At 65.7% G+C, this 26037-nt stretch carries 26 protein-coding genes; 11 read left to right on the top strand and 15 right to left on the bottom strand.

Annotated elements, in window-relative coordinates; translation table 11 throughout:
- The first annotated feature begins 10 nt into the window (after positions 1–10).
- The 5 genes from ACFQU1_RS14210 (at position 11) to ACFQU1_RS14190 (ending at position 4553) form a co-directional block, all read left to right on the top strand.
- Entirely contained in the window at positions 11–1000 is a 990-nt protein-coding gene (locus ACFQU1_RS14210) for a quinone oxidoreductase family protein (RefSeq protein WP_378133579.1), read from the top strand.
- 48 nt (positions 1001–1048) lie between these two features.
- Positions 1049–1834 carry an alpha/beta fold hydrolase gene (locus ACFQU1_RS14205; protein WP_378133577.1) on the top strand — a complete coding sequence of 262 codons (786 nt, stop codon included), beginning with the start codon at positions 1049–1051 and terminating at the stop codon, positions 1832–1834.
- A gap of 153 nt (positions 1835–1987) precedes the next feature.
- Complete coding sequence (locus ACFQU1_RS14200) at positions 1988–2593, top strand: hypothetical protein (protein ID WP_378133575.1); 606 nt, start codon at positions 1988–1990, stop codon at positions 2591–2593.
- Between the two features lie 99 nt (positions 2594–2692).
- On the top strand, positions 2693–3253 hold the full coding sequence (locus ACFQU1_RS14195) for a TRAP transporter small permease (protein ID WP_378133573.1): 561 nt from the start codon (positions 2693–2695) through the stop codon (positions 3251–3253).
- Between the two features lie 10 nt (positions 3254–3263).
- A complete protein-coding gene (locus ACFQU1_RS14190; protein ID WP_378133571.1) occupies positions 3264–4553 on the top strand; it encodes a TRAP transporter large permease in 1290 nt (429 codons plus the stop codon).
- Positions 4554–4555: 2 nt separating this feature from the next.
- On the opposite strand, the gene ACFQU1_RS14185 is transcribed toward ACFQU1_RS14190, so the two are convergent.
- The gene (locus tag ACFQU1_RS14185) at positions 4556–5407 is read right to left on the bottom strand and encodes a LysR family transcriptional regulator (protein WP_378133569.1); all 852 of its coding nucleotides are present in this window, start codon (positions 5405–5407) and stop codon (positions 4556–4558) included.
- A gap of 129 nt (positions 5408–5536) precedes the next feature.
- On the opposite strand from ACFQU1_RS14185, the gene ACFQU1_RS14180 reads away from it, so the two are divergent.
- Positions 5537–6520, top strand: a complete 984-nt coding sequence (locus tag ACFQU1_RS14180) for a zinc-dependent alcohol dehydrogenase family protein (RefSeq protein WP_378134061.1) — start codon at positions 5537–5539, stop codon at positions 6518–6520.
- 70 nt (positions 6521–6590) lie between these two features.
- Here the strand turns inward: ACFQU1_RS14180 and ACFQU1_RS14175 are convergent, their stop codons facing one another.
- The gene (locus ACFQU1_RS14175; protein WP_378133567.1) at positions 6591–7589 is read right to left on the bottom strand and encodes a TRAP transporter substrate-binding protein; all 999 of its coding nucleotides are present in this window, start codon (positions 7587–7589) and stop codon (positions 6591–6593) included.
- 374 nt (positions 7590–7963) lie between these two features.
- Between ACFQU1_RS14175 and ACFQU1_RS14170 the strand changes: the two genes are divergently transcribed.
- The gene (locus tag ACFQU1_RS14170) at positions 7964–9217 is read left to right on the top strand and encodes an MFS transporter (RefSeq protein ID WP_378133565.1); all 1254 of its coding nucleotides are present in this window, start codon (positions 7964–7966) and stop codon (positions 9215–9217) included.
- Between the two features lie 30 nt (positions 9218–9247).
- Here the strand turns inward: ACFQU1_RS14170 and ACFQU1_RS14165 are convergent, their stop codons facing one another.
- From ACFQU1_RS14165 to ACFQU1_RS14130, 8 genes are all read right to left on the bottom strand, one after another.
- Complete coding sequence (locus tag ACFQU1_RS14165) at positions 9248–10696, bottom strand: DHA2 family efflux MFS transporter permease subunit (protein WP_378133563.1); 1449 nt, start codon at positions 10694–10696, stop codon at positions 9248–9250.
- Positions 10697–10857: 161 nt separating this feature from the next.
- The gene (locus ACFQU1_RS14160; RefSeq protein WP_378133561.1) at positions 10858–11568 is read right to left on the bottom strand and encodes an alanyl-tRNA editing protein; all 711 of its coding nucleotides are present in this window, start codon (positions 11566–11568) and stop codon (positions 10858–10860) included.
- Positions 11569–11703: 135 nt separating this feature from the next.
- A complete protein-coding gene (locus ACFQU1_RS14155) occupies positions 11704–12846 on the bottom strand; it encodes a Gfo/Idh/MocA family protein (RefSeq protein ID WP_378133559.1) in 1143 nt (380 codons plus the stop codon).
- On the bottom strand, positions 12843–13556 hold the full coding sequence (locus ACFQU1_RS14150) for a TetR/AcrR family transcriptional regulator (protein WP_378133557.1): 714 nt from the start codon (positions 13554–13556) through the stop codon (positions 12843–12845). The genes ACFQU1_RS14155 and ACFQU1_RS14150 overlap by 4 nt, the downstream gene beginning before the upstream one ends.
- A gap of 19 nt (positions 13557–13575) precedes the next feature.
- Positions 13576–14352: an ABC transporter permease gene (locus ACFQU1_RS14145; protein WP_378133555.1), complete on the bottom strand. Its 777-nt coding sequence runs from the start codon at positions 14350–14352 to the stop codon at positions 13576–13578.
- Positions 14340–15098 carry an ABC transporter permease gene (locus ACFQU1_RS14140; protein ID WP_378133553.1) on the bottom strand — a complete coding sequence of 253 codons (759 nt, stop codon included), beginning with the start codon at positions 15096–15098 and terminating at the stop codon, positions 14340–14342. Before ACFQU1_RS14140 ends, ACFQU1_RS14145 begins: the two co-directional genes overlap by 13 nt.
- Positions 15076–15852, bottom strand: coding sequence for an ABC transporter ATP-binding protein (locus ACFQU1_RS14135; protein ID WP_378133551.1), 777 nt, complete (start codon positions 15850–15852; stop codon positions 15076–15078). Before ACFQU1_RS14135 ends, ACFQU1_RS14140 begins: the two co-directional genes overlap by 23 nt.
- A gap of 115 nt (positions 15853–15967) precedes the next feature.
- Positions 15968–16801 carry a polysaccharide deacetylase gene (locus tag ACFQU1_RS14130; protein ID WP_378133549.1) on the bottom strand — a complete coding sequence of 278 codons (834 nt, stop codon included), beginning with the start codon at positions 16799–16801 and terminating at the stop codon, positions 15968–15970.
- Between the two features lie 62 nt (positions 16802–16863).
- On the opposite strand from ACFQU1_RS14130, the gene ACFQU1_RS14125 reads away from it, so the two are divergent.
- Positions 16864–17571, top strand: coding sequence for a hypothetical protein (locus ACFQU1_RS14125; RefSeq protein WP_378133547.1), 708 nt, complete (start codon positions 16864–16866; stop codon positions 17569–17571).
- 196 nt (positions 17572–17767) lie between these two features.
- Here ACFQU1_RS14125 and ACFQU1_RS14120 read toward each other — a convergent pair whose 3' ends face one another.
- Genes ACFQU1_RS14120 through ACFQU1_RS14100 form a run of 5 tightly spaced genes read right to left on the bottom strand, consistent with a single transcriptional unit; the run spans position 17768 to position 23439 of the window.
- Complete coding sequence (locus tag ACFQU1_RS14120) at positions 17768–18829, bottom strand: CobW family GTP-binding protein (protein WP_378133545.1); 1062 nt, start codon at positions 18827–18829, stop codon at positions 17768–17770.
- A gap of 9 nt (positions 18830–18838) precedes the next feature.
- Positions 18839–20047, bottom strand: a complete 1209-nt coding sequence (locus ACFQU1_RS14115; RefSeq protein ID WP_378133543.1) for an LVIVD repeat-containing protein — start codon at positions 20045–20047, stop codon at positions 18839–18841.
- Between the two features lies 1 nt (position 20048).
- Entirely contained in the window at positions 20049–21245 is a 1197-nt protein-coding gene (locus tag ACFQU1_RS14110) for a Gfo/Idh/MocA family protein (protein ID WP_378133541.1), read from the bottom strand.
- A 33-nt stretch (positions 21246–21278) separates the two neighbouring features.
- A complete protein-coding gene (locus tag ACFQU1_RS14105) occupies positions 21279–22403 on the bottom strand; it encodes a C45 family autoproteolytic acyltransferase/hydolase (protein ID WP_378133539.1) in 1125 nt (374 codons plus the stop codon).
- A gap of 16 nt (positions 22404–22419) precedes the next feature.
- Positions 22420–23439 (bottom strand): ABC transporter substrate-binding protein, encoded by a 1020-nt coding sequence (locus tag ACFQU1_RS14100; protein ID WP_378133537.1) that lies wholly within the window; start codon positions 23437–23439, stop codon positions 22420–22422.
- Positions 23440–23681: 242 nt separating this feature from the next.
- On the opposite strand from ACFQU1_RS14100, the gene ACFQU1_RS14095 reads away from it, so the two are divergent.
- The 3 genes from ACFQU1_RS14095 (at position 23682) to ACFQU1_RS14085 (ending at position 26035) form a co-directional block, all read left to right on the top strand.
- Entirely contained in the window at positions 23682–24335 is a 654-nt protein-coding gene (locus ACFQU1_RS14095; protein ID WP_378133535.1) for a GntR family transcriptional regulator, read from the top strand.
- A 90-nt stretch (positions 24336–24425) separates the two neighbouring features.
- Entirely contained in the window at positions 24426–25247 is an 822-nt protein-coding gene (locus ACFQU1_RS14090; RefSeq protein ID WP_378134059.1) for an ABC transporter ATP-binding protein, read from the top strand.
- Between the two features lie 14 nt (positions 25248–25261).
- The gene (locus tag ACFQU1_RS14085) at positions 25262–26035 is read left to right on the top strand and encodes an ABC transporter permease (RefSeq protein ID WP_378133533.1); all 774 of its coding nucleotides are present in this window, start codon (positions 25262–25264) and stop codon (positions 26033–26035) included.
- Positions 26036–26037: the final 2 nt, after the last annotated feature.

Raw genomic sequence — 26037 nt, 5'->3', positions numbered from 1 at the left:
TTCGCTCGCAATGGTCAAGGCAGTTCGCATCCACGCCTATGGCGGCCCGGAACAGCTCCGCTACGAGGACATCGAGATCGGTGCGCCCGGCCCTGGCGAAGCCCTGGTGCGCCACAGGGCCATCGGCCTCAATTTCGCCGATACCCATAACCGCGAGGGGCGCTACCCCCTGCCCTCGCTGCCGCATGTGCTCGGTGGCGAGGCGGCCGGCGTCGTCGAGGCGATCGGCCCCGGCGTCACCGAGGTCAAGATCGGCGACCGGGTCGCCTATGCCGCCGGCGGGCCGAATTTCCCGCCCGGCGCCTATGCCGAGGCGCGCCTCTTCGATGCGAGCCGGCTGGTGCTGCTGCCGGACGAGATCGACGACATCACGGCCGCGGCGATCCTGACAAAAGGGCTGACGGCGCAATATCTCCTGAAGAGCGTCTATCCGGTGCAGGCCGGCGACACCATCGTCGTGCATGCAGCCGCCGGCGGCGTCGGGCTTCTCCTTTCACAATGGGCCGACCATCTCGGCGCGCAGGTCATCGGCGTGGTTGGCTCGCCGGAAAAAGCCGAACTCGCCAAAGCCAACGGCTGCCAGCATGTGCTCATCAGCGGCCGCGAGGACATCGCCCAGCGGGTGCGCACGCTCACCGCGGGCGAAGGCGTGCCGGTGGTGTTCGACGCCGTCGGCCGCGATACCTTCGAGGCCTCGCTCAAATGTCTGAGGCCGCGCGGCACGCTCGTCTCCTTCGGCACGGCCTCCGGCCCTGTGCCGCCCTTCGACCTGTTCCTGCTCAACAAGATGGGCTCGCTGACGATCACCAGCGCCGCCTTCGCCTGGTTCGTGAGGAGCCGGGCGGAGCTTTTGTCGCGCGCCGCGGATCTGTTCAATGTGATCCTCACGGGCGCGGTCAAAGCCGCGGTGCACCAGCGCTTCGCGCTGGCCGACGCGGCCGAGGCGCATCGCGCGCTGGAAAGCCGCCGCACGCGCGGCGCGAGCGTGCTCATCCCGTGACCCACTCCATGAGACGATCGACACCGCCGGCTGGGGAGGAAGCGTGACATGGCGGAGCTCCTTCACCACTCCGTCAGCGGCCTGCCCGGCGCGCCCACGCTCCTGCTGATCCATGCCATGGGCGCCGACAGCAGCTTCTGGGACGGCTGCCGCGCCATCTGGGACGCCCGGTTCCGGACCATCGCCTGCGATCTGCGTGGCGCCGGGCGCTCGCTGCGGCCGGCGGCCGCGGTGACACCGGCGAGCCATGTGGGAGACCTCGAAGCGCTCGTCGCTCATCTCGGGCCTGACCGCCTCGTTGTGGTGGGCTGCGCGGTTGGCGCGATGACGGCGGTGCATTATGCCGCCGCCCACCCGGAGCGCGTCGCCGGCCTCGTGCTCTCGAATCCGGGCATCAGGACGCGCGAGGCGGCACGCGAGGCGCTCGCGCAGCGGGCGGCCGCCGTCCGCCGCGACGGCATGGAGGCAGCTGTACCACCTATCGTCGACGGTGCTTTCGCCGGCTGCCCGGACGATGGGGTCCGGGCGCGTTTCGTTGACCGCTTCCGCGCGCAGGATCCGACGCTCTATGCGGCGACGATCGAAGGCATGCTGCACGCCGATGTGACAGCCGACCTCTCCGAGATCCGCTGTCCGACGCTGCTTGTTGCCGGCAGCATGGACCGCCTGCTGCCGCCCGAGCATGCCGAGGAGATCAAGGCGCATCTGCCTTCGGCGGAACTCACGATCGTCGAGGGCGGGGCGCATTTCATCCCCTATCAACGACCGGCCGAATTTGCGGGCCTCGTGGAGGGCTTCATGGCCCAGCACGGGCTCACGTCGGCGGCTCCTTGATCGCGGCACGCCGATCGTGGCGTGCATAACGGCACTGTAGTGTCGACAGCTGTTCGATGAGGTCGTAACCTCAGGCTTGAGGAAGCGCCCCGGCCCGCCTGGGTTCGCGCGCAGCGTGTTTACGGCTTCAGCTTATCGGGAGGACCATGACGCATGCACAACAAGGGCATCTTGCTCGCAATGACCCAAGTGTCCCCGGACATGGAGGACGAGTTCAACACCTGGTACGATACCGAGCATGTGCAGGAGCGACTGGCCGTTCCGGGTTTTGAGACGGCGAGCCGCTATGTTTCCGACAGCGCCTGGCCACGTTATCTCGCGATCTATGACGTGGAACGGGCAGACGTCCTCCAGTCTGAGACCTATGCACGGGTATCCGGCCCGAACAATAGTCCGTGGACCAAACGCATCTTGTCGCGCGCGCATGTGCTGCGCCTCGTGGCCGATCAGATCTATCCCGGGCAGGAGCTTCTCCAGCCCTCCCCCGACGTGCTCGTGCTGCGCTTTCGCGCCGTGCCGGCCGATGCCGACGCGGCCATCGTCGAGGGCCTCAAAACCTCCTTCGCGGATAAGGCCGGCGTCCGGCAGATCCGCGTCTTCGCCGATGCCGAGAGCACCGGGCCTGCTCGCGATGTGGTCGGCGTGATCGGAACCGTTGGGCCCGTGTTTGACAAGCTCAACCTCCCGGCCTTCGGCCCTTGGGCCGACGCCCTTGATCTTGCCAATGCCTATCGCGCCTGCAACCGGCACGCTGCGTAGAGGCTATGGAGGGCCTGCCGCTGGAAGCCTTGCGCCCAAAGTGTCGCCACCTTTGACCGCGAGGCGCCATAACATCGCAGTCTGGGAAGGGGATGTCCGATGACGCAAGACATTCAACCGGCGGTCGGCTTCGTATCGCCGGCGCCGGGCCGGTTCGGCATCATCCACCGCGGCGTGGTCCGGTTGGTGACGTGGGCGTGCTGGCTTTTCGGCGGGCTTGCGCTGGCCGTGCTCGTCATCGCCCTGCTCGCGGGTGTGTTCGACCGCTTCCTGTTCAAGATCGGTCTGCCCTGGCCGGAGGAGCTGGGGCGGCTTGCACTGATCTGGCTCACCTTCATCGGCGCGATCGTGGCGATGGCACAGGGACGGCATTTCGCCATCGCCTTCCAGGAGGATCCCTCCGCCCAGCCGCTCCTGATGCGCGCCATGATCGCGCTCGCCACGGCGACGATCGCGGTCTTTCTCGCCTATCAGGGCTGGCTGATGCTCGACCTCGTCGGCGGCCAGACCATGGCCGCCTTCGATATTTCCGTCACCTGGATGTATCTGCCCTTCATCATCTTCACCTGTGCGACGGCGGTGCTCGAAGCCTTGATGCTCCTTTCCATCGCAATCCGCCTCGTCAGCCCGGCCGCGCGCCCGGCCCCCAACAACGCGTGAGGATAAGCCGATGACCGTACTCGGCATGAGCGTGCTGCTCACGCTCCTGATGCTGATCGGCTTGCCCATCGCGTTCGGGCTGATCCTCGCCGCGCTGATCGTGCTCCTCTTCATCTCCCCGATCCCGCTGACGATCGTCCCGCATACCATCGTCAATTCCGTCGACAACTGGTCGCTGCTCGCCGTTCCTCTCTATATTCTGATGGGCGAGCTGATGGTGGCGGCCGGCATCACGCGCCGGCTCATCGACTTTGCGCTCAGCCTGGTCGGTTCGTTCCGGGGCGCGCTCGCCCATGCCTCCGTCCTCAGCGGCATTTTCCTTTCCGGCGTCTCCGGCTCTGCGACGGCCGATGCCGCCGCACTCGGCTCGACGCTGATCCCCGCTATGAAGGACAAGGGCTATGGCGGTGGTTTTGCCGCCAATATCGTTGGCGCTGCGGCCATCATCGGACCGATCATTCCACCAAGCATCCCGATGGTCGTCTATGGCTCACTCGCCAATGTCTCGATCGGCCGGCTGTTCCTCGCCGGCATCGTGCCCGGCCTTCTGATGGGCCTGACCTTGATGGCGACGAGCTTTTTCGTCGCCCGGCGGCGCGGCCTCGGCCAGACCTCGCCCTTCAGCTGGCCGGTGGTGCGGACGAATTTCCTCTCGGCGGGACCGGCCTTCATCGTTCCCTTCGTCGTCGTTCTCGGGCTCGTGGCAGGCGTCTTTACGGCAACTGAATCCGGTGTCATCGCCGTCGCCGCGGCCATCCTCATCGGCAAGCTGATCTATCGCGAGCTGACCTTGAAGGGCATCGTGGCAGCCTCGCAGGAGACGATCGTCTCGGTCGGTGCGGTGCTCATCGTCATCGCCGCCTCGGCGATCTTCGGCAAGATCATGGCGCTCGACAATGTCGGCGAGCTTCTCGTGATGAAGCTGCTTGAACTCGCCGGCGGCCAGCCGTGGCTGCTTCTCCTTTATCTCAACATCCTGCTGCTTTTGCTCGGCATCTTCATCGAGCCGCTGCCGATCCTGATCCTGATCACGCCGATCCTCGCGGAACCACTCGCCAATCTCGGCATCGACCCGGTTCAGCTCGGCGTCGTGGTCATTCTCAATCTGATGATCGGGATGATCACCGCCCCGGTCGGCACGGTCATGTTCATCGTCATGGCGATCGCCAAGGTATCCATGCGGGAATTCGTCCGCGAATCCTGGCCCTTCATGGGCGCGCTCGTCTTTGCGCTGATCGTCATCACCTATGTGCCGGCGGTGACGCTCTGGCTGCCCAATCTCTTGATGGGTAGCCCCTAACGTCAATTCGCCAGCCGCTCGATGACCAGGTCGAGCAGTGCACGCAACCGCGTGAGATGACGTAGATCCCGATGGTAGCCGACGAAAGTGTCTCGCCCCGGCGGGACCTCGCCGATGTCGAGCGGCACTATTCCGGGGCTCGTGTCGCCGAGCGGGCGCGGCAGCACCGCCAGCCCCGCGCCTTGCGCGCAGAGCCGTGCCTGTACTTCGCGGTTGTTGCTGCGGAAAGCCACCTCTGCCTTGGGCAGAACTTTGCGAAGCCATAGGGCGTCCGGCATTTCGGCAAAGGCGGTGTCCATCGTCACGACGCGCGCACCCGCGCCGTCGCCGCGATCCGGCGGTGTGGTGCCAGCGCGCCCATAGAGCGCATAGTCGATGTGCATCAGGCGGCGGGAGATCACCTCAGGCTCGTCGAAAGGCTTTATGCGGAACACGAGATCGGCCTCGCGCCGCGGCAGGCTGTAGAGGCGCGCGTCCGTCAGCAGTTCGACCGTGACCCTCGGGTGCCGCTCGCCGAATTCCGCAAGCACCGGCGCCAGCACGGTGGCGCCGAACCAGTCGGAGGAGGACAGGCGCAGCATACCTTCAAGGTGATGATCGCGCCCGGCGAGCTGACGTTGAAAGGCAAGCGCTTCCTCCTCGATGCGTTCGGCGTGGCGGAGCACGGCATTGCCTTCGTCGGTCAATACGAAACCGTCGGCGGTGCGCTGGAAAAGCGTCTGGCCGACTGCGGCCTCGAGCGCCCGCAGCCGCCGTCCCATGGTCGGCTGCGTCAGTCCGAGCCGTCGCGCGCCCGCACCCAGTGTGCCTTCACGGGCGATCGCCAGAAATATCCGCAGATCGCTCCATTCCACGTGCAAGCCCCCAAACAGAAATGTATGGGCATCGTGCCATGTCTTTTGTTCTCATGCTAATTGGAATGGAACATCTTTCGTCATCATCCCCAGGGTGACGAAAGGACATTCGCCATGACGACCTCGACCATGAAAGCGGCCCTTCTCGAAATCTACGGCGGACCGTTCCGCATCACCGATATCGCACGGCCGCAGCCAGGTGAGGGTCAGGTGCTCGTCCGAATTCACGCGAGCGGCGTGAATCCGCTCGACACCAAGATCCGCGCTGGTGTCGCTGACCATGCTCGGCATCCGCTGCCAGCTATCCTGGGAATGGATCTCGCGGGCACCGTGGCGTCGTTGGGGCCTGGGATCACCCGCTTTCACGTTGGTGACGAAGTCTATGGGATGACCGGAGGTGTCGGCGGCCATCAGGGCTCGCTTGCCGAATATGCGGCCGTCGATGCTGATCTCCTGGCGTTGAAGCCGGCCGGTTTGACCATGCGCGAGGCAGCCGCTTTGCCGCTCATCTTCATCACGGCCTGGGAAGGATTGGTGGATCGTGCGCATGTCTCGGCCGGTCAGGCGGCGCTGATCCACGGTGGCGGCGGCGGTGTCGGACATGTCGCCATCCAGATTGCCAAGGCCTTTGGTGCCGAGGTCTTCGCAACCGACTCTGAGCCCAAACGCGCCTTTGTCGAGCGGCTCGGGGCAGCCTTCATCGACCGCGCGGAGCCTGTCACCGACTATGTCGGACGCCTCACCGCCGGTAAGGGCTTCGATCTCATCTATGACACGGTCGGCGGTCCGACGCTGGATGGGTCCTTTGAAGCGGTCCGCCGGTTCGGCCATGTGGTGAGCGCGCTGGGGTGGGGCACGCATGCGCTCGCACCGCTCTCCTTCCGCGCTGCGACCTATTCGGGGGTCTTTACATTGCTCCCGCTTCTGACCGGCGAAGGCCGCGCCCATCACGGCGAAATCCTGGAGGAGGCACGGCGCCTCGTCGAGGGCGGACGGCTCGTGGTGAATGTCGATCCGCGCCGCTTCACCCTCGGTACAGTCGAAGACGCTCACCGCGCCATCACCGAACACACGGCACAGGGCAAGATCGTCGTGGATGTGGTGAGCGGCTAAAGGCCGGCCGAAACCGGCATCGCACAGGAGCCGGGTCACCGCTCTGGCGACCCGGCGAATGAAGTCCGGCTCAGTTGCGCCCGAGGCTCGCCTCGGCCTGCTTCAGCACGTCCTCGCCGCCGACCGCCTTGGCAAACTCGGGCCGTGCGGCCTCGGCCGCCTTGCGCATGGCGTCGAGAAATTCCGGCGACGGGTCGGCCACCTCGCCCCCGGCGATCCGCCAGTTGAGGATCGCCTCGTAGCCCTGCTGGCTGATCGAGGCGAAGCGCTCGGCCGGCAGAGCCTCCGTCACCGCCTGTTGCACCGCCGCCTGCTGCTCGGGCGTGAGCTTCTTCCAGACGTTCATGGAGACGACGAAGATCTGCACCTGGTAGGAGTGCCGGGTCGTCACGCCGTGGGGGGCGACTTCCTGGTGCTTGTTGTTGAGCGAGCTCGAGAAGACCGTGTCCACCCCGTCGATGACGCCGCTCTGCAGCCCCGTGTAGATGTCGTTCCAGTCCATGGGAACGGCGATCACGCCGAGTGAGCGGTAGAATGCGCTCCAGATCGGCGAATTCTGGATGCGGACCTTGTGCCCCTTGACGTCGTCGATGGATTTCACGGGATTGCGCATGATGAGCCCGCGAATGCCCTGGCCCATGAAGCCGAGCACTTTGAAGCCCTTCGCCTCGGCCTGGGTGCGAATTTGCTGCCCGATCGGCCCGTCCAGCACCTTCCAGACGTCGTCGAAGCTCTCGTAGAACATCGGCAGGCTCGCGATGCGCGCCGCCGGAACGAATTGGCCGAAAACGTCGACACTCGACGCCTGGCCCTGCAGCTGGCCGAGCAGTACCTGCTCGAACATGTCGCGTTCGGAGGCGAAGGGCTGCAGCACCTCCATCGTGACCTGGCCTTTGGTGAGCTGCTTCACCCGCGCGGCCACATAATCCAGCAACACATAAGCCTCGTTCGGCCGCTTGACGGTCGTCGAGACCTTCAAAGTCACAGGCTCCTGGGCCCATGCGCCGCCGCTCCCCGCGAGGAACAGCAAGCCGAGGGACGCGAAGACCGACTTTTTCAAGAACCTCATTGAACACCTCCCGTTTCTGGTCTGCTTTGGCGGAGACCGGGCTGCCATCCCCGCGGACGAGCGGGAGGCAGCGCCTGAGCATGCGCCATATGTCGACACTATATGGATCAGCCTGTCGCGCTGCAATGAATGTCGCGTCGGAAGGCTTGGAATGTCGACATATCCCTGCTGCATGACCGCTCCTCGAAAACGGCACGGGTCCCTAGTGGAATTCTCGGCTAACCATGGCGGACCAAGAATCAGCGCAGCATGCAACTGACGCCAGCCGTGAATGCGCATCAGCGCAAGGACAGATGCGATGGCGGGACTTGCCCCGATCAGCGCAACCGGCGGCCGACCCGCCTCGCTGCGCCGGACAGGGGAGGCCTGAGGCCGTGTCGGAAGGGGAATTGAAGGCCGTGGAGGATCGCCCCGCCAAGACCGCCCATCCCTGGGTGGCACCATTGCTGCTCACGGTCGGCGTGCAGGCGGTCGCGGCTTTTCTCTCGCGGCTCCCACCCACCGTGGCGCCGATCCTGACGGCGGAGCGGTCGATCGATTCCTCGACGATCGGTTATCTGTCGGCGATCAATACGGTCGGCGCGATGGTGTTTCTTCTCGCCGGGGCTCCGTTGATGGAGCGGGTCGGCTCGGTGCGCACGCTGCAGATCGGGCTCGTGCTCGGCGCGCTTGGCGTCCTCATGATGGCGCTGCCGTCGGCCCTCGTTCTGCTGCCCGCCGTAGCACTCATGGGGCTCGGCTACGGGCCCTCCACGCCGGCCGGGAGCGACATCCTCCACCGTTATGTGCCGAAGAACCGCCAGGCGCTCGTTTTCTCGATCAAGCAGGCGGGCGTTCCGATCGGCGGTGTTCTGGCGGGCTTCATCCTGCCGCCGCTGATCGATCTCGGCGGCCTGCCCCTCTGCCTCGTGGTCTCCGCGGCCATTGCCGTGCTGTGCGCGGTCGTGGTCCAGCCCATGCGCAGGCGGCTCGACCCACTCGATCGGGGTGGCCCACCGCTCAAGGTCGCGCATTTCTTCGCGCCGGAGAACCTCTCGCGGCCCATCCGCTGCCTGCTGCATACGCCCGGCCTCGTGCGGCTCGCCATGACCGGGCTGGCGCTCGCTCTCTCTCAAGGCATCTGGATCGCCTTCCTGGTCACCGTCCTCGTCGAGCAGGGCGAGCTCTCGCTGCTCGCGGCCGGCTCGCTGTTCGGCGTCATGCAGGTAGCGGGCGTGATCGGGCGCATCGCTCTTGGTTGGGTGGCCGACCGGGTCGGCTCGAGCACGGCGACCCTGCAGGTCATCGCGGCCCTGTCCGCCATCTGCACGGCCTGTCTCGCCTATGTCGGCGCGGATACCTCCTCATTTCTCCTCACCCTGCTCTGTGCGATTGCCGGAGCGACCGTCACCGGCTGGAACGGCGTCCAGATCGCCGAGGTAGCGCGGCTATCGCGACCGGGGGAGATTCGCGAGACGGCCGCCGGCGCGACGCTCCTCCTGTTCTCGAGCTATGTGATCGGCCCGGCCGCTTTCGCCCTGATCGCGCAGCTGCTCGGCAGCTACCTGCTGCCGCTTCTCGGGGTTGCTGTGATCACGGCCTTGTCGGCCTTCATTCCGCGTTCCGGCGCCGGCCGCTCAGGGGCCTGAGCGGCGGGCCTGAGCACCGCCAAGGCGGCCTCAGCGCTTGATGCCCTTACGGTAGTGCCGGCTGACCTGCATGCCGTCTTCCGGCCGCAGGAACAGGAAGCCGGGGATCGAGAGAAGCGGGAACACGGCTATGAGCAGGAAGGCCTCATGGAAGCGCGCGGGCGTCAGAATTTGGCTTTCGATGGAGACGAGCCCGAGCAGCATGGCGGCGATGGAAACGCCGAAGCTCACGCTGAGCTGCTGTAGCACGCCGCCGAGGCTGGTGGCGCGGCTCAGCTTCTCGGCCGGGGTATCGGCATAGGAGAGCGTGTTCGACGCCATGAACTGCACCGACCGGATCAGGCCGAAAACCAGGATATAGGCGCCGATGATCCAATGCGGCGTGTCCGGCTCCATGAAGGAAAAGCCGGCGATCATAAACGCGCCGAGAACGGCGCTTCCGGCGAGCACGCGATCGAACCCGAAAGCCCGTAGCAGCACCGACAAGGCCGGGCGGACGAGGAGCGCCCCGAAGCTGCTGAGGAAGGTCAGCGACCCTGAGGTGACCGGGCTCACGCCGAAACCGACCTGCAGCATGAGCGGCAGCAGGAAGGGCACGCCGTTGAGGCCGATGCGGCAGAGGCCGCCGGCAAGCGTACCGACCCAGAAGGAGCGGATGCGAAAGAGCGTGAGATCCACGGCTGGCGACGGCACGCCCCGGGCATAGCGCGTGAAACCGAGGAGCAGCAGCACCGCCGCGACGAGCACCGCCACGACGGCCAGGGGCGGGATCGTCGGCCTGCCCACGTTCTCGATGCCGTATTGCATCAGCGCGAGCCCCACCCCAACCATCAGGAAGCCGCGGAAATCGAACCGCGACTGGTTTTCCGCGCGGACGTCGTCGACGTAGCGCAAGGCGAGCAGAATGCCGATGAAACCAAAGGGGAGGTTGACGTAGAAGATCCACCGCCAGGAGGCGTAAGTGGTGAGAAAGCCGCCGAGCAGCGGCCCGATGACGGGCCCGAGAATCGCCGGCAAGGTCATGTAGGTCATGGCCGTGACGAGCTGGCTGCGCGGAAAGCTGCGCAGCAGGATGAGCCGCCCGACCGGCGTCATCATGGCACCGCCGAGACCCTGGATCCCCCGGGTCACCAAGAGCATTTCGAAGCTCGTCGCCATGCCGCAGAGCGCCGAGCCCAGGGTGAAGACGAAAAGCGCCAGCGCAAAGATGCGGCGCGCACCGAAACGGTCGGCGAACCACCCGCTGACGGGAATGAACACGGCCAGGGTCAGAATATACATCGACACCGCCAGGTTCATCCTGAGCGGTGTCGTATCGAGGCTCTTCGCCATATCCGGAATGGCCGTCGTGATGATCGTCGAGTCGAGCTGCTCCATCAGGAAGGCGACGGCAACGATCATCGGGATGATGATGCGCAGCCGCGGATCGCGTTCGGTCGCGAATCCGTCTTCCTTCGGTGCGCTATCCGGAATCGGCATGCTCGCGGTTTATCCGTGGCGCGAAGTGGCGACAATAGATCCCAGGTCCCGTAGAACCGCAAAGGGTTGCGCCGGCTGCATGCCTTCGGCGCTGCGACGCCTCCGGCCCTGCTTCCGTCCCGATTCGGACCTTCTTATGCGCTGCCCGCCACGGCCGCGGGTCAGGAGACCGAAATGCGCACCCGGCGGTTCTGCCGCCCCTTCTTCTCGATGCCGGTGACCACCGCCTGGCCGATCTCGCCGGTGCGGCGCACATGGGTGCCACCGCAGGGCTGAAGATCGAGCCCGGCGATCTCGACGAGCCGCACGCGGCCGGTGCCCATCGGCGGCTTCACCGACATGGTCTTGACCAAGCCGAGATTGGCCATCAGCTCCTCGTCCGTGATCCAGCGTTCGCTGACTGCGGCGTCCTTGTCGATCATCTGCTGCAGCGCGGCCGTCACCGCGTCCTTGTCCGGGCTTCCATCCGGCAGGTCGAAATCGAGCCTGCCCTCCCCGTCGCCGATGGCACCGCCCGTGACCGGGTAAGGCAGCACGACCGAGAGGAGATGCAGCGCGGTATGCACGCGCATGCGGGCATAGCGCACCGGCCAATCGAGGGCGAGTTCGACGCTGTCGCCGACCTGGGGGCGGGGCTTATCTGGCGCGACTTGGTGGAGGATCCCGCTGCGGTCCGGCGCATAGACGGTGTTGGTGATCGTCACGGGCGATCCGTCGGGCAGGCGCAAGGTGCCACGGTCGCCGGGCTGGCCGCCTCCCTGGGCGTAGAAGATGGTTCGGTCGAGCGTCAGTCCTCCATCATCGACGGCGACCACCTGGGCAGTCGTTTCACGGATATAGGCGTCGTCGCGGAACAGAAGCTCGGTTTTCATGATGGCGCTCGGCAGGAAGGATCGGTTGCGGCGAAGCGGAGGCTAGCATCCGCCGCGGCCGGCATAGTCGTCGATAGTGGCCGGCATGACAATCACCGAGGCGCCTTCCGGCTGCGACCCGTCCGCCCATCGCGGTCATTGCAGCGGCGGCACCTCGACCCACCGGCGCTCGCGATGGCTCTGATAAGCGAGTTCGGCGAGTTGCACGCCGGCGACGCCCTTGATGAGCGGAAAGGCATAGTCGCCACCTTCCACCACATGGCGCAAGAAGAACTCCCAGCCGGCGCGATAGCTGTTGCGGAGCGGGGCATTCTGCGGCACGCGCTGCCAGTCGCCGCCCGGCGGCTCGGTCGGCTTCTCCGCGGCCGCCCTGCCCTTCGGCGTATTGACGGCCGATTGCGTCCAGCATTCATGCGGCCCGGCGGCAGCCGAACCATCCGTGCCGTCGATCTGAAGGACGATGGGCGCCTCGCGGCGCGAGCGGGTGCACCAGCTCGAATTCACCGAGCCGATGGCGCCATTGGCGAATTCGAGCTGCGCGAAGACCGAATCCTCGACATCGACATCGTAGGGCGCGCCGTTCTCGTCCCAGCGCCGCGGAATCTGCGTGCGATGGGTGCAACTCACCGCCGTGATCGGCCCGATGAGCGCGTCGAGCATGTAACGCCAATGCGGAAACATATCGAGGACGAGACCGCCGCCGTCGCTCTTGCGATAATTCCAGCTCGGGCGCTGGCCCGGCTGCAGCGCGCCGTCGAAGATCCAGCGGCCCATTTCGAGCCGCACCTCGAGAATGCGCCCGAGGAAGCCGGATTTCACGACCATCAGCAGATTGGCGAAGCCGGGCAGGAAGAGCTTGTCCTGCACGGTGCCGGCCTTCACGCCGGCTGCTTCGGCGCGGCGCACGAGATCCATGGCCTCTTCGATGGAGCCGGCGATCGGCTTCTCGCAATAGATATGCTTGCCGGCGGTGATCGCCTTCCGCAGCACGTCATAGCGCAGGCTCGTTGTGGCTGCATCGAAGAACACCGCGTCGTCCGCATCGCCGAGCGCCGCATCGAGATCGGTCGTCCAGCGCGCGATGCCGGTCTGGTCCGCAAGCTCTGTGAGCCGCTCGGCGCTGCGACCGACGAAGATCGGATCGGGCATGAGGCGCAGGCCCGACGGCAGAAGAAGCCCACCTTCCTTGCGGATGGCGACGAGGGAGGCGACATGCTGCTGGCGCGCGAGCGCCCCAGTCGCCCCATGCATAATGATGCCGATGCGATGCGTGGTCATGGCTTGCCCCTCTTCGCCGGCCGGCGAAGCGGCCGCTTTGCAGGCTTGGACAGTGGCGCGGCGCGAAAGCCCGCCTCGATGAAGGGCACGAGGTGGCTCAGCACCTCGTCGAAGTCGAAGGGGTCCGTTCCGCCGAAGCTGAGATCGCGGATACGGCCGGGGTTGGCCATGGTGTAGACCATGGTGCCGAGCAGGAAGTGGAAGCGATAGTAGAGATCCGCCTCCGGCAGATCCGGCAGGCATTGCCGGATGGCATCCAGGAAGGCTTTGCTCGACTGGTCGAAGATCTCGGCGAGGAGTTGGCGCACCGTATCTTCGTGCTTGCCGGAAAGGCGCGCCCGCAGCTCGGCATAATTGGCCCGAGGCGGATCGGCCGGTTCGGCCTGTTCCAGCGCGGGCCGCAGGAAGGCGTCGATGACGTCGCGCAACTCGAACGGCTCCCGCGCGCGCAGCGCGTCCAGCCGCTCCATGCGCGCAGCGGCGATCGGCTCGGCCCTCAGCCGCAGGATATGCAGGAAGAGCGCTTCCTTCGTGCCGAAATGGTAGTGCACCGCTGCCGAATTGATGCCCGCTTCGCGGATGATGTCGCGCAGCCCGACGGCATCATAGCCATTGGCGGCGAACAGCACCTCCGCCACGGCGACAATACGCTGGCGTGTCTCGGCACCTGCCGCCCGGCGTCGATCAAGGGGCGTCACATCCGCCGTCATGCCTTGGTCCGCTCCGCTGTCACGTCGATGGTCGCTCCGTTTCCTGGTGCCACCGGAGCAGGTGACGACGCAAGGCGAACATGGCGTTGACGACGATGGAGCCGGCGATGGCGATTTCCACGATGGCCGCGAAGACGCCCGGCGAATCCGCAAAGCGCGAGGCTTGCAGAAGCTGGCCGCCGATCCCGTCGCCGCCCATGATCATCTCGGTGACGAGCGTTGAAATGAGCGAGACGGGCAAGGCGATCTGCATGCCCGTCAGGATCTGCGGCATAGCCGCCGGCAACACGACATCGGTCAGGACCTCGCGGCGGGAGGCGCCGAGCATCTCGGCCGACCAGATGAACGGCCGCTCCACGCCGATGGCGCCGGCGAGGCTGTTGGTGGCGATGGAAAAGAAGCAGGCGAAGGTGATCATGACGATCTTCGATTCGTCGCCCATGCCGAGCCAGAGGATGAAGATCGGCAACAGCGCGATCTTCGGCGTGGGAAAGCCGATGGAGATCAGCGGATCGAAGAACCAGCGCACCGGCCGGAACAGCGACATCGAGAGCCCGACGGAAACGCCGAGGATGCTCGCGATGACGAAGCCGGTCAGTGCCCGATAGACCGTCAGGCCGGTATTGACCAGAAGAACGCCGGAAAGGAGATCCTCCCAGATGCGCGCCGCGACAGTCGTGAAGGAGGGCAGCAGGAACTCGCTCAGAAGCTGGGAGGCGGCCACGGCCTGCCAGAGAGCGATCAGCCCCAGAATGGGCAGAAGGCGCAAGAGCGCCGCCGGCTTCAGCCACGCCATCTCAGCACCCGTGCCGTGAGAAGGAGGATCAGGCGGTCTGCGAGAAAACCCATCGCGACGACGGTGAGCACGGCGGCGAACATTGCAGCATATTGCCCGCCGTCGCCCGTCATGCGGATGAGATAGCCGAGCCCCTCATTGGCGATGACCAGTTCGGAACTGACGAAGAGCACGAAGGAGAGCGCGAGCGCCGTGCGCATGCCGGCGAGAATGGAGGGCAGGCTCGCATTGAAGACGACATCGCGAATCTGGTTCCAGCGGGAGGCGCCGAGGCTCGCGCTCGACCACATCAGCACCTTCTCGGTGCCGCGCGCGCCGTTGAAGCTGCTGAGCGTCATCGGCAAGAGGCAGCCCAGGAAGATGAGGAAGATCTTGGAGGAATGCCCGAGCCCGAACCACAGGATAGTGAGCGGGATGAGGGCCGACTTCGGCATGGGGTAGAAGAGCTTCACGATCGGGCCGAAGGTCGCGTCGACCCAGCGGAAGCTCGCCATGGAGATGCCGAGCGTGACGCCCAGCGTCACCGCAAGTGCAAGCCCCGTGAAGGCACGCGCCAGCGACATGCCCGCATGATAGTAGAAGGACGGATCGCGCAGGAAATCGTACCAGGCGACGAAGACGCTGGAGAGCGGCGGCAACGCATATTCATCGACGAGCCCGAGACGCGAACTTGCCTCCCAAGCCACCGCCAGAAGGAGCAGCGGACTGTAGCGGATGAAGCCGTCACGCATGCGCGACCGCCGCATCCGCAAACTCCACTTTCACCTGCTGCCAGATATGCTCGACGGCCGATTGCACCCGCGTATCGGTTTCGCTCTCGAAATCCTCCGTCGAGATGATCTCCTTCACCGTGCCGGGGCGCTTCGACATGATGACGACGCGCTGCGAGAGATAGACCGCCTCGCGCACGTCATGAGTGACGAAGATCACCGTCTTGCCCGTCGCTCGCCAGATCGCCTTCAGCTGTTCCTGCATGATGCTGCGCGTCTGCGCGTCGAGCGCGCCGAAGGGCTCGTCCATGAGCAGGATGTCGGGATCGACGGCGAGCGTGCGGGCGATCGCCGCGCGCTGGCGCATGCCGCCCGAGAGCTGCGAGGGATAGTGGTTCTCGAAGCCTGTTAGCCCAACCTCGCGAATGAGCCGATGCGCCCGCTCCAGGCGCTCGGCCTTCGGCACGCGCTGCTTCTCCATGCCGTAGAGCACATTTCTGATGACGGTGCGCCAAGGGAAGAGCGCAAATTGCTGGAAGACGATGCCCCGATCCGGGCCGGGGCCCACAACGGGCTTGCCATTGACGCGGATCGCGCCGCCGGCCGCTGGCATGAAGCCGCCGATGAGGTAGAGCAGCGTGGACTTGCCGCAACCGGACGGTCCGAGCAGCGAAACGAATTCGCCGCGCTCGATCGTCAAGGTCACGTCGGTCAAGGCGAGAACGCTCGACCCCCGCGCCGCTTCGTAGCGATAGGTGAGCCGGTCGATCGCGACGGCAGGTTCGGTCATCCGGGCAGGCCTTTCGATCGGCTCCATAGTGAGACGACAAACAATTCAGTCAAGCGACTTAATTGTGCGCCTCTGCTCTTTGCCTGTGCAAGCGAATGTCTGGGGGCAGAGCCGCTCAGGGGAACAGGCGGGCGCGGGCTTCGCGTGCCGCATCCGCCATGGTCAAAAACACCGCACCTTCGCTGCCAAGAAAATCCATCAGCCCTTCGAAGGCGAGCATGCGGTAACCGCGGCCGATGACGTAGGGATGCATGGTATAGGTCAGGATGCCCCAGTCTGTGATCTTCTTCATATAGGTGAATTCGTCTTTCCAGCTCTCCATGACGGCCCGCGGCGACTGGAGCCCGGGCATCAGGAAGTCTGGCGTGCGGTAGAATTCGAAATGCGGGTGATCGTCCATGGTCCAGCTGATGGGCATTTCCATGAGGTCGGTCTCGCGGCCGAAATGAAACGGCTCGCCAACCTTGCCCCGATCGCCGTTGCGCGCCTTGTAGGGTTCGTAATCAGCGCCCATGAGGCTGCTGTCGTAGTCGAAGCCATTGGCGACGAGCAGTTCGATGGTCGCATCGCTCAGGTCCCAGGACGGCGAGCGATAGCCCCGGGGCGCGGCGCCCGTCAGCTTCACGATCGATTCGATGGCGCGCGCCATATCCGCCTCTTCTTCGGCGCGCGATTGCGAGGCGGGCGGCACATGCGCCCAGCTGTGATGCCCGATCTCGTGGCCAGCCGCGACGATCGCCTCGCATTCGGCCGGAAAGCTCTCGATGGTGAAGCCGGGCGTGAACCACGTCCCGGGCGCATCATAGCGCTTGAGCAGCTCGAGGATGCGCCGCGCGCCGATGCGCCCGAACTCGCCGCGCGACAGCGGGGTCGGGGTCGTCAGCCCACGCGCGATGAAGCCGGACGCCGTGTCGAAGTCGAAAGTCAGGCAGACGATATGGCGTGGCATGGAACTCTCCTCGATAATGCGCGGTACGGACCGGCCGTTGCCGGCCGGAACGGGAAGGCGACATGGATCTGACTGTGAGCGGTGTGGCGCTGGTGCCCTACGCGGCCGACGACTGGTCGCTCGACGACATCCGTCTCTGCGGGCTCTTGCGCGAGAGCGTCTCGATAACATCGCGCGTGCCTTGCGCGGTGGTCGAGGTGGCCGGGCGTGGCTGGCGGCTCAATTCGGCACGGATGGAGGCCCAACCCGCGCAGGTGGGCGAGGACGTCTTCGCGGCGCTGCGCGGGGAGGTCGAGGCCGGCACGGGTCCCTGGGATCAGGCGGGCAAGCGCCTCATCGCGTCCTATTTCGATTGGGTGGAAAGGATCGTCGAGGCCGATCGCATTGAGATCGAAGAAAAGCTTGCGCCGTATCAGGGGCTTTTTTCCTATCGCGACTTTCGCTTTTCTGCGCCGCGTCCGCTGCCGCGCGCGCATCTTCTTGCGCCGGCCGATCCGGGCAAGCCGGCGGGTCGGGAGGACTTCATCCGCGTCGACATGGCTTTTTTCCCGGGGCGCGGCCGCATCGTCGCGCTCACCTCGTCGCGCGAACTGACCCCACGCAAGAACGCCGAGCGCCGCGCCCGCCTCACCGGAGCCGGTATCGAACTGCATGCGCTGGAGACGGCCGGTTCGGATGATGCGCTCTTTGCCGCAATCGTCGGTGCCGAGCCGTTCTGGACGGGCGACGCCCTGCCCTGCAGCCCACTGCGCCCGGCCGTGCTGGCTTAGCACGAGCAGGCGGAACCTCTTGCACTTCTCCCCGGTGGGAAGAGGTCGGCCGCGCAGCCGCCGGGTGCGGGGGGATGACTGCCAATTCACAACGATTCCCCCTCACCCTGCCCCTCTCCGCGCCGGGCAGAGGAACGAAATATTTTTATGCCGCAGCGCACCTTGCAAGGGGAGCGGACGCGGGAGCTGCCTGGCTTCACGCCGCCCACTGGCGATCGGCGCCGAGCGCCGTCTCGAGGCTGCGCCGCAATCCGACCGCGGAGATGTTGCGCCCGATCACGACGATGCGTGAGCGCCGGTCCTCGTCCGGCCAGGCCGCGAGATGCCGCGGGGGATGGACGAGATGCTGCACGCCGTGGATGACCGTCGGCCCAGGCGATCCTTCCAGATGAACGATGCCCTTGACGCGCAGGATGTCCGCGCCGCGCAGCGAGATCACGGCCGCGAGCCAGGACGACAGCGCCGCCCAGGACATAGGCCGGTCGATGACGAGGCAGCAGGCTGCAACCGCCGCGCTCTCACCGTAGCGCAGCGGCCGGTGGCCGGATCCGGCATGGCTCAGGAGCGCCACCGGGCCGGTGCCGCCAACCGCGCCGGCGAAGGCGGCAGACGGCAGGAAGCGGTCGAGGTCCTCGGGCGCCAGATCCCAAGTCGCGCCTGCCAAAATGAGCCCCGGATCGACCGCGCCATGATCGGCGACAGCAATCTCGGCCGTTGGATTGACCGCCGCCAGCTCGCCGCGCAGGGTCCCGACCGTGGCGGGATCGGCGATGTCGCTCTTGGTGACGAGAATGAGGCTGGCGATCGCCGCCTGGCGCGAGGCTTCCGCATAGCGCGTGAGCTGCATGGCGCCGTTCACAGCATCGACCGTGGCGACCACCGCGTTCAATCGATAGAGGGGGGTCAAGGCGCCGTCGCTGACGAGCGTCTGGACGATGGGGCCGGGCTCGGCGAGCCCGGTCGTCTCGACGATGACGCGCGAGAAGGCCGGAAGCTCGCCGCGCCGGGCGCGCTCATGCAGGTCGAGCAGGGTGTCGACGAGGTCGCCCCGGATGGTGCAGCAGATGCATCCGCTCTGCAGCACCACGGCATTTTCGATGGCCTGTTCCACGAGCAGATGATCGAGGGCGATCTCGCCGAATTCGTTGATGACGACGGCCGTGTCGGCGAGCTGCGGATCCGCGAGCAGGCGGTTGAGCAGCGTCGTCTTGCCGCTGCCGAGGAAACCCGTGACGACTGTGACCGGCCGGCGTTCCATCGCGCTGTCCTAGAAGTTCGGCTCCAGGATATAGAGCCCGCCCTTGTGACGTTCCGCAGCATAGACCAGCATATTTTCATCCACGAAAACATCGTTGATCTGCACGGCCGGCACGCGTGAGCCGGCTGGCGCCGGCGGAACGAAAGCCGCCAGCTCTCTCGGCTGCAGCGGGTTGGCGATGTCGTGCACCCTCACCCCGGCGTTGAAATAGGTGCCGAAGATCAGCCTGTCGGATTTGAAGGACGCCTCGCCCGGCCGGTTCTCGTGCAGATTATGCGAGCCGTAGCGGCCGCCGCGCTGGCCGTAATCTTCAACCGACGGCAGGGGCAGCGTGGCGATGGGGACGAGATTGCCCTCCTCGCGCGCATCGACGATCCAGGTGAGCTTCGGCCAGTCCTTGCCGTCGTCGCGCACGCATTCGTCGCTGACGATCAGGAGATCGCGCGAGAAGAGCGGCATCACCGTATGGGTGAAACCGGGATAGGGCGGATGCGGGTTCCAGGCGGAGACGACGCGCGGCCGGCTCTTGTCGGAAATATCGAGAACATAGGCGCCGCCGTCGAGATAGCCGATATAGGCCCGGTCCGGGCGCTCCGGATAGACGTTGGTATTGTGCGCGCGAAAACCCGAATCGATCGGCAGCCGCTTCGGGCGGGGGGCATCGTCGCCGACGCGGGTGCCTGGCTGCCACCAACGGCCTACTTCGCTCGGACGCGTGGGATCGCGCACGTCGACGATGCGGTAGATCTGGTCGTCCTTCTGGTCGTGCGGCTGAAAATCGGGCGCGCCGCTCGCAACATGCACATAGTCGCCATCGACGAACCACAGGCAGTGCGCGCCGCGCGAATAGGGACCGGAGCAATCGAAGAAGCTCACGGAGCGCGGGTTTTCGGGGTCGCTGATGTCGAAGAGCTCGAAGCCGGCGGGCGTCAGCCCCGGCTCGAGGGTCTGATAGGCGACAGCCAGCAGGTCTCCGCAGGCCTCCAGCGAATTGGACCGCACCTTACCGTGCGGCAAATCGGTCTGAACGATCACCCGTGGCGCCCGCGGATCGGTGACGTCGACGCCGGTGAAATTCTTCGGCGGCCCCTCGTGGGCAAGCCACATGACGCGGCGGCCGCCCTTGGCGAGCTGCATTGACATGCCCTCGCCGATGCTGCCGAAGCCGCCGAGCAGGTCCTGGCTCAGAAGCTTGAAGCCGTAGCTGTCCTCCGTCATGTCACCCTCGTGCGCGCGTCGCGCTGATCTGGTCGCGCCCGGCGCGCGCCAAGGAAAGATCCGGCAGGTCCACCCAGCGGCGCTCGGCGTCGCTCAGGTAGCAGGCCTCGGCAAGCTGGACGCCCTTGGCGCCCTCGATGAGCGGCGATGGAAAGGGCGCGCCCTCCGCCACATGGCGAAGAAAGAGCTCCCAGCCCGCCCGGTAGCTGTTCTTGTGCTCGGCGAGCGGCGGCATCGTCTGCCACTCGGCGTCGAAATTCGTGCGCGGCGGGGTGTCCACGTCCCAGACGGCCTTCGGCGTCGCGGCCAGGGGCTGGATCCAGCAATCATGCAGGCCGGCCACCGCCGATCCCGCCGTGCCGTCGATCTGCAGTTGGAAGAGATCGTCTCGCTTGACGCGCGTCGCCCAGGAGCTCGACAGCTGCACGAAAGCGCCCCCGTCGAGCTCGAACGTCGCGAAGGCCTCATCCTCGACGTCGACCTGATAGGGCGTGCCCCGCTCGTCACGGCGTTGCGGGGTGCGTGTCGCGTGCCGGCAGGTCACTGCTTGGACCCGGCCGACGAGATGGTCGACGATGTAGCGCCAGTGCGGAAACATATCGAGGATGAGACCGCCGCCTTCGGCGCGCTTGTAGTTCCAGCTCGAGCGCTGGGCAGGACGCAGTTCGCCGTCGAACACCCACCAGCCGAAGTCGAGCCGTGCCGACAGGATCTCGCCGAAGAAGCCGGAGCGGCCGAGCAGCCCGAGCTTGGACAAGCCGGGCAGGAAAAGCTTGTCCTGCACGACGCCGTTCTTCACGCCCGCTTCTTCCGCCGTGCGGGCCAGATCGAGGGCCTCGGCGAGGGTCCCTGCAATCGGCTTTTCGAGATAGACATGCTTGCCGGCGGCAATGGCCCGCTTGGCCCGCTCCACCCGCCCCGCCGTCACGGCTGCATCGAAATAGATCTCGACCTGCGGATCGGCCAGGCAAGCCGCCAGATCCGTCGACCATTCGAGACCGTCATGGGCCTCGGCCAAGGCGGCGAGCTTCTCGGAATTGCGCCCGACGAGCACCGGCTCGGGCATCAGCCGGTCGCCATTGGCGAGGGCAAGCCCTCCATCCTTGCGGATAGCCATGAGCGAGCGGGCGAGATGCTGGTTCTGCCCGAGGCGGCCGGTTACGCCATCCATGACGATGCGAAGAGGGCGGACGGCCATGAAGAACCTTTCGATGGAACGAGGGGGAGCGCGTCAGGAACGCTGGAACAGGGGAAAGGCGACATAGGCGAAATGCGTGGGCGGCCCATTGGCGACAAGCATCACGCGCGCGTCGAGGTCGATGAGCACGGCGGCGGTCGTCATGGTGCGCTTGGCCTCGGGCAGCCGCTCGTCGGGGGTGCGGCAGATCGCGTTCGGCGCGCCGAAGGTGTCGCGTGCGGCCGCCTGCATCTGCTCGACAGTGACGGGGGCCCCCGCCCCGGCGAGGAGGCGCCGCATGCGCGCCGCGCGATAGAGCGTGCTCGGTCCGACCTTCTCCATCTGCGACTGGCCGTGGCCGATCCCCATGAAATGATTGGCATGGGTGACGATGCCGTCCTGCGGATAGAGGTAGGTCACGTGGTCGGGGCTGGTTTCCAAATCGATGATCTCGCCGCCCGCCTGGCCGACGACGAAATTCGCCGAACAGGTCCGCCGCGTGTCGAGGACGGGCCGCAGCGCGTCGTCGAAGCGATCCGCCTCCAGGATCTCGCGGCAGCGCATGTGGAAAGGCTTCTGCAGCGGATTGGCCCCGTCACGATCGGAGGCGAGCCCATTCTCGACGAGGCCGATGCCGCATTCGTTGACGCCCATCTTGCCACCGACGATGCCGGCTTCCGTCAGGCAGATGAAGCTCGGCGCGTCGCGCCGGATCACCCGAAGCACGAGGCAACCGCCGTGCACGCCGGCGAGCCAATCCCAATTCTGCCCGAGCCAGGTATGACCGTCGCCGGTGATCTCCGGCAGGAGGCCGAAGGTCGTGCAGCCGTCCGGCCCCACCGACAACAGCACCTCGCGCTTCTTGGCCTCCTTGCCGAAGAGCGTGAAGGCGAGCTCGTAGCGGGCATTGAGCACGGCGATATCAGCCTCGCCCACCCCGGCGCCCTTGGCGATGCCCGCCATCTCCGCCGCATAGTCGGCGTTCTGCCGCGACATGGCGGCAAGCCACCGCCTGCCCTCCTCGGCCACGGCCTCGCGACCGAGGCCCGAGGCTTCGAAGCGGCGCAGATAGGTTTCGAGATTGTCCATCACCGCCCGGGCAAAGCGGCGCCCGTGCAACTCACCGCGGGCGAAGGCATCGCCTTCGACCGTCAGTTCCGGAATAGTATCGCTGATCATCGGCCGCGAGGGTGCCTCAAGGATTGGCTTCGATGCGCTTCTTCGCTTCCTCGACGAAGCTCAGATCGAGATAATCGGGGCTGACCTTGATCGTCTTCGGCACCACCTCGAGATCGGCAGAGACGTCGATCGCCTGCTGCAGCGCCGGAATATCGGGCATCGCGAAAGGATCGCGGAAGTAGTCGAGGTCAGTGAAGAGATAGTTCATCTGTTCGACAGGCCGCACCGATTCCTTCGCGATGATCGGCAAAGCCTTGTCGCGATTCTTCGGGTCCATGATCCAGCGGATGGCGCGCACATGGTCCTCGAAGAAATCCTGCAGCGCTTCCTTGTGCTCGTCGAGGAACTTCTTGCGCCCGACGAGAAACACGAACTGCGTCGGCCCCATCGCATCGGCGGAGCTGAAGAGAAGGCGGAGCTTGCCTTGCTTCACAAGTTCGCTCGCCATGGGCTGCTGCACAGGCCCGGCATCGACCTTGCCGTCGTTCAGCATCGGCAGGACATTGGCGAAGCTCGCCTCGATGACGCGCACGTCCTTCTTGGGATCCATGCCGTTCTTGGCGAGCATGGCGCGCACGGCATTGTCGACAGCCGAGCCGATGGCGTTGACGGCGACAATCTTGCCCTTGAGATCCTGCACCGTCTTGATCGGCGAATCCGCCTTCACGTAGATCGATTGCGAGTAATGGCCGGGCTTGCCGTCCTGCAGGACGTCGGCAATCACGCGAAGATCGAGCCGGGCATTGGCGATGCCGAGCACGAAAGCGGCCGGCGAGAAGGCGGCGAGGTCGATGTCGCCGGAGGCTAGCGCCGTGATCTGGGGGGTGCTGCCGCCGAAGCGCACCGGCTCGACCGTATAGCTCTTGCCGTAGTGCTTGAGTGGCGTCTTGTCGACATAGAGGGCGGGAATGAGATGGGCGGGCATGCTGCCCCAGCCGATGCGGATCTTCAGCGGCTCCTCGGCAAGAGCGCCGCTGGCGGCGAGCGCCCCGGCAGCCAAGGTAAAAGCAAGCACGGCTCGTCTTGAAGCATGCATCGGAAACCTCCACTTCGGACCAGCAGGTGATGAGCCTGCGCCCAGGCGCTCGCGCGGCGCCTTTGTGAATCCCCTGCAGCACGGCCTCTTTTCGGCGGAGTCGCGTGGCGGACCTTCGCTGCGACAGGCATCGTGAGGCCGCCAATAAATTCAGTCAAGCGACTTATTTGTTCAATGCTTGCTCCACCTTTGAGCATTTAGCCTGTTGTGATATCCGATATATCGGTGTTAGCGTTCAGTCCATGACATCCATCGATCTCGCCGTCACGATGCCCCAGAGCCGCAAGGACGCGGTACTCGATGCATTGCGCCGCGCCATCATCGAGGGACAGCTGAAACCGGGCGAAAGGCTCGATGCGGCAAGCATTGCCGCCCGTCTGGGTTGCAGCCGGATGCCGGTCCGCGACGCCCTCAAGGAACTGGAAGCGGAAGGGCTCGTCACCTGCTTCCCGTCACGCGGCACAGAGGTGTCACGGCTCGACGCATATGATCTCGAACAGCTGGTCGGCATCCGTCTTGCATTGGAGCAATTGGCGCTTCGCCGTGCGATCCCCGTGATGACCTCGCAGGACCTCGATGACCTGCGGAACATCCTGGAGCGCATGGACGAGACGCCGGATCTGGGCGCCTGGCTTCAGCTGAACGAGGCCTTCCATGCACGCATCAATGCAGCCTCCGGCTGGCCACGGCTGGTCGGGGAAATCGAGCGGCAACGCCGCAACATCGAACGCTACGTGCGTCAGCGCATCCACATCGACGGACGCGCACAGCCGCACGCGCAACATTGGGCCCTCTACGACGCCTGCGTGGCGCGGGATGCCGAACGGGCCTGCGCCATCCTGGAGGACCACCTTTCACGGACGGCGCGGCTGGTGACCCAGCACGCCGAAAGCTGACACGCATCTGCTTCGCCCATGCGAAGACCTCCGTCTCGCAAGCGATGGGCGGCCACCAAAGACGCCGAAGGCGCGAGGGGATTAGACATGATGAATCAGTCATATGCGGCGGTTGCCGAGGCGCACGCGCGGGTGCCGGAAGCGCCGATCCTGGCGCAACTCGACGGCGTCAGCCTGCGCTACGCATCCGATACGCTGGCACTCGCGAATACATCCCTCACTATCCGTCAAGGCGAGTTCATCGCCGTCGTCGGGCCGAGCGGATGCGGGAAGTCCTCCCTGCTCAAACTGGTTTCCGGATTGCATCCGCCGCAAGAGGGCACGGTCACCGTCGACGGCGTGCCGGTTGTGCGTCCACTGAGCATCTGCGGCATGGCGTTCCAGAACTCGAGCCTGCTGCCCTGGCGCACGACCCTCGACAATGTTCTGCTGCCGCTCGAAATCGTCGAGCCGCATGCGAGCCAGTTCCGCCGCAAGCGGCGGGATTACGAGGAGCGGGCCCGGGCCTTGCTGAAGCTCGTCGGCCTCTCCGGCTTCGAGACGAGATACCCGTGGGAGTTGTCCGGTGGCATGCAGCAGCGGACGTCGCTCTGCCGGGCGCTGATCCACGAGCCGCGGCTGCTGCTCCTCGACGAGCCCTTCGGTGCGCTCGACGCCTTCACGCGCGAGGATCTTTGGGAGGTGCTGCAGACTCTGTGGATCGACAAGCGCCCGACCGTGATCCTCGTCACGCACGACCTGCGCGAGGCGGTCTATCTCGCCGATACCATCTATGTCTTCAGCCCCCGGCCGGGGCAGATCGTGCATCGCGCAGAGATCGGCTTTGCGCGACCGCGCTCGATCGAGACGACTTACCAACCCGATTTCGTCGATCTCGTGCACGAGCTGCGCGGCAAGATCGCGCGCCACTGAGTCCGGAACAGGCCATGCAAAAGCTCCTCGCCAGCAAAAGTGCCGTCCCGCTTCTGATCACGATCGGATTCTTCGTTCTTTGGGAACTCGTTTGCGTCGTGTTTCGGGTGGATCGCTTCATCCTGCCGCGGCCGACCGACGTCGCCCTTAGCCTTGTGAACAACTTCAGCGTAATCCTGATGAATTCGCTGCAGACCTTCTATACGACGCTGGCGGGCTTTGCCGTCGCGGTCGCTGTCGGCATGGTGCTGGGTATGCTGGTCGGCGCTTCGCCTGCCGTCTACCGCGGCCTTTATCCGATCATGGTCGGGCTCAATTCGGTGCCGAAGGTGGCGATCGTGCCGATCCTCGTCATCTGGTTCGGCATCGGCACGGTGCCGGCGATCCTGACCGCCTTCTCCATCGCCTTCTTCCCTATCATGGTGAATGTGGCGACGGGGCTGGCGACCATCGAACCCGAGCTCCAGGACGTGCTGCGCTCGCTCGGCGCGCGCAAGTGGCAGATCCTGCGCAAGGTCGGCCTGCCCCGGGCCATGCCCTATTTCTTCGCCTCCATGAAAGTTGCGATCACGCTCGCCTTCATCGGCTCGGTCGTCGCCGAGACGGTCGCCTCCGATCTCGGCATCGGCTACCTGATGATGTCGGCGAGTGCGCGCTTCGACGTGCCGCTCGTCTTTGCGGGACTCGTGGTCATCGCGCTGATGGGCGTCGCCATGTACGAGGTCTTCGCCTTCATCGAACGCCGGGTGACCTTCTGGGCAACGCGTTCCGCCGAGGCGGCCTACTGACT

It is taken from the genome of Chelatococcus sp. GCM10030263 (assembly GCF_042666455.1).
GTDB lineage: Bacteria > Pseudomonadota > Alphaproteobacteria > Rhizobiales > Beijerinckiaceae > Chelatococcus.
The sequence above is the reverse complement of the archived record's forward strand: the minus strand, read 5'-3'. Positions and strand labels throughout refer to the sequence as shown.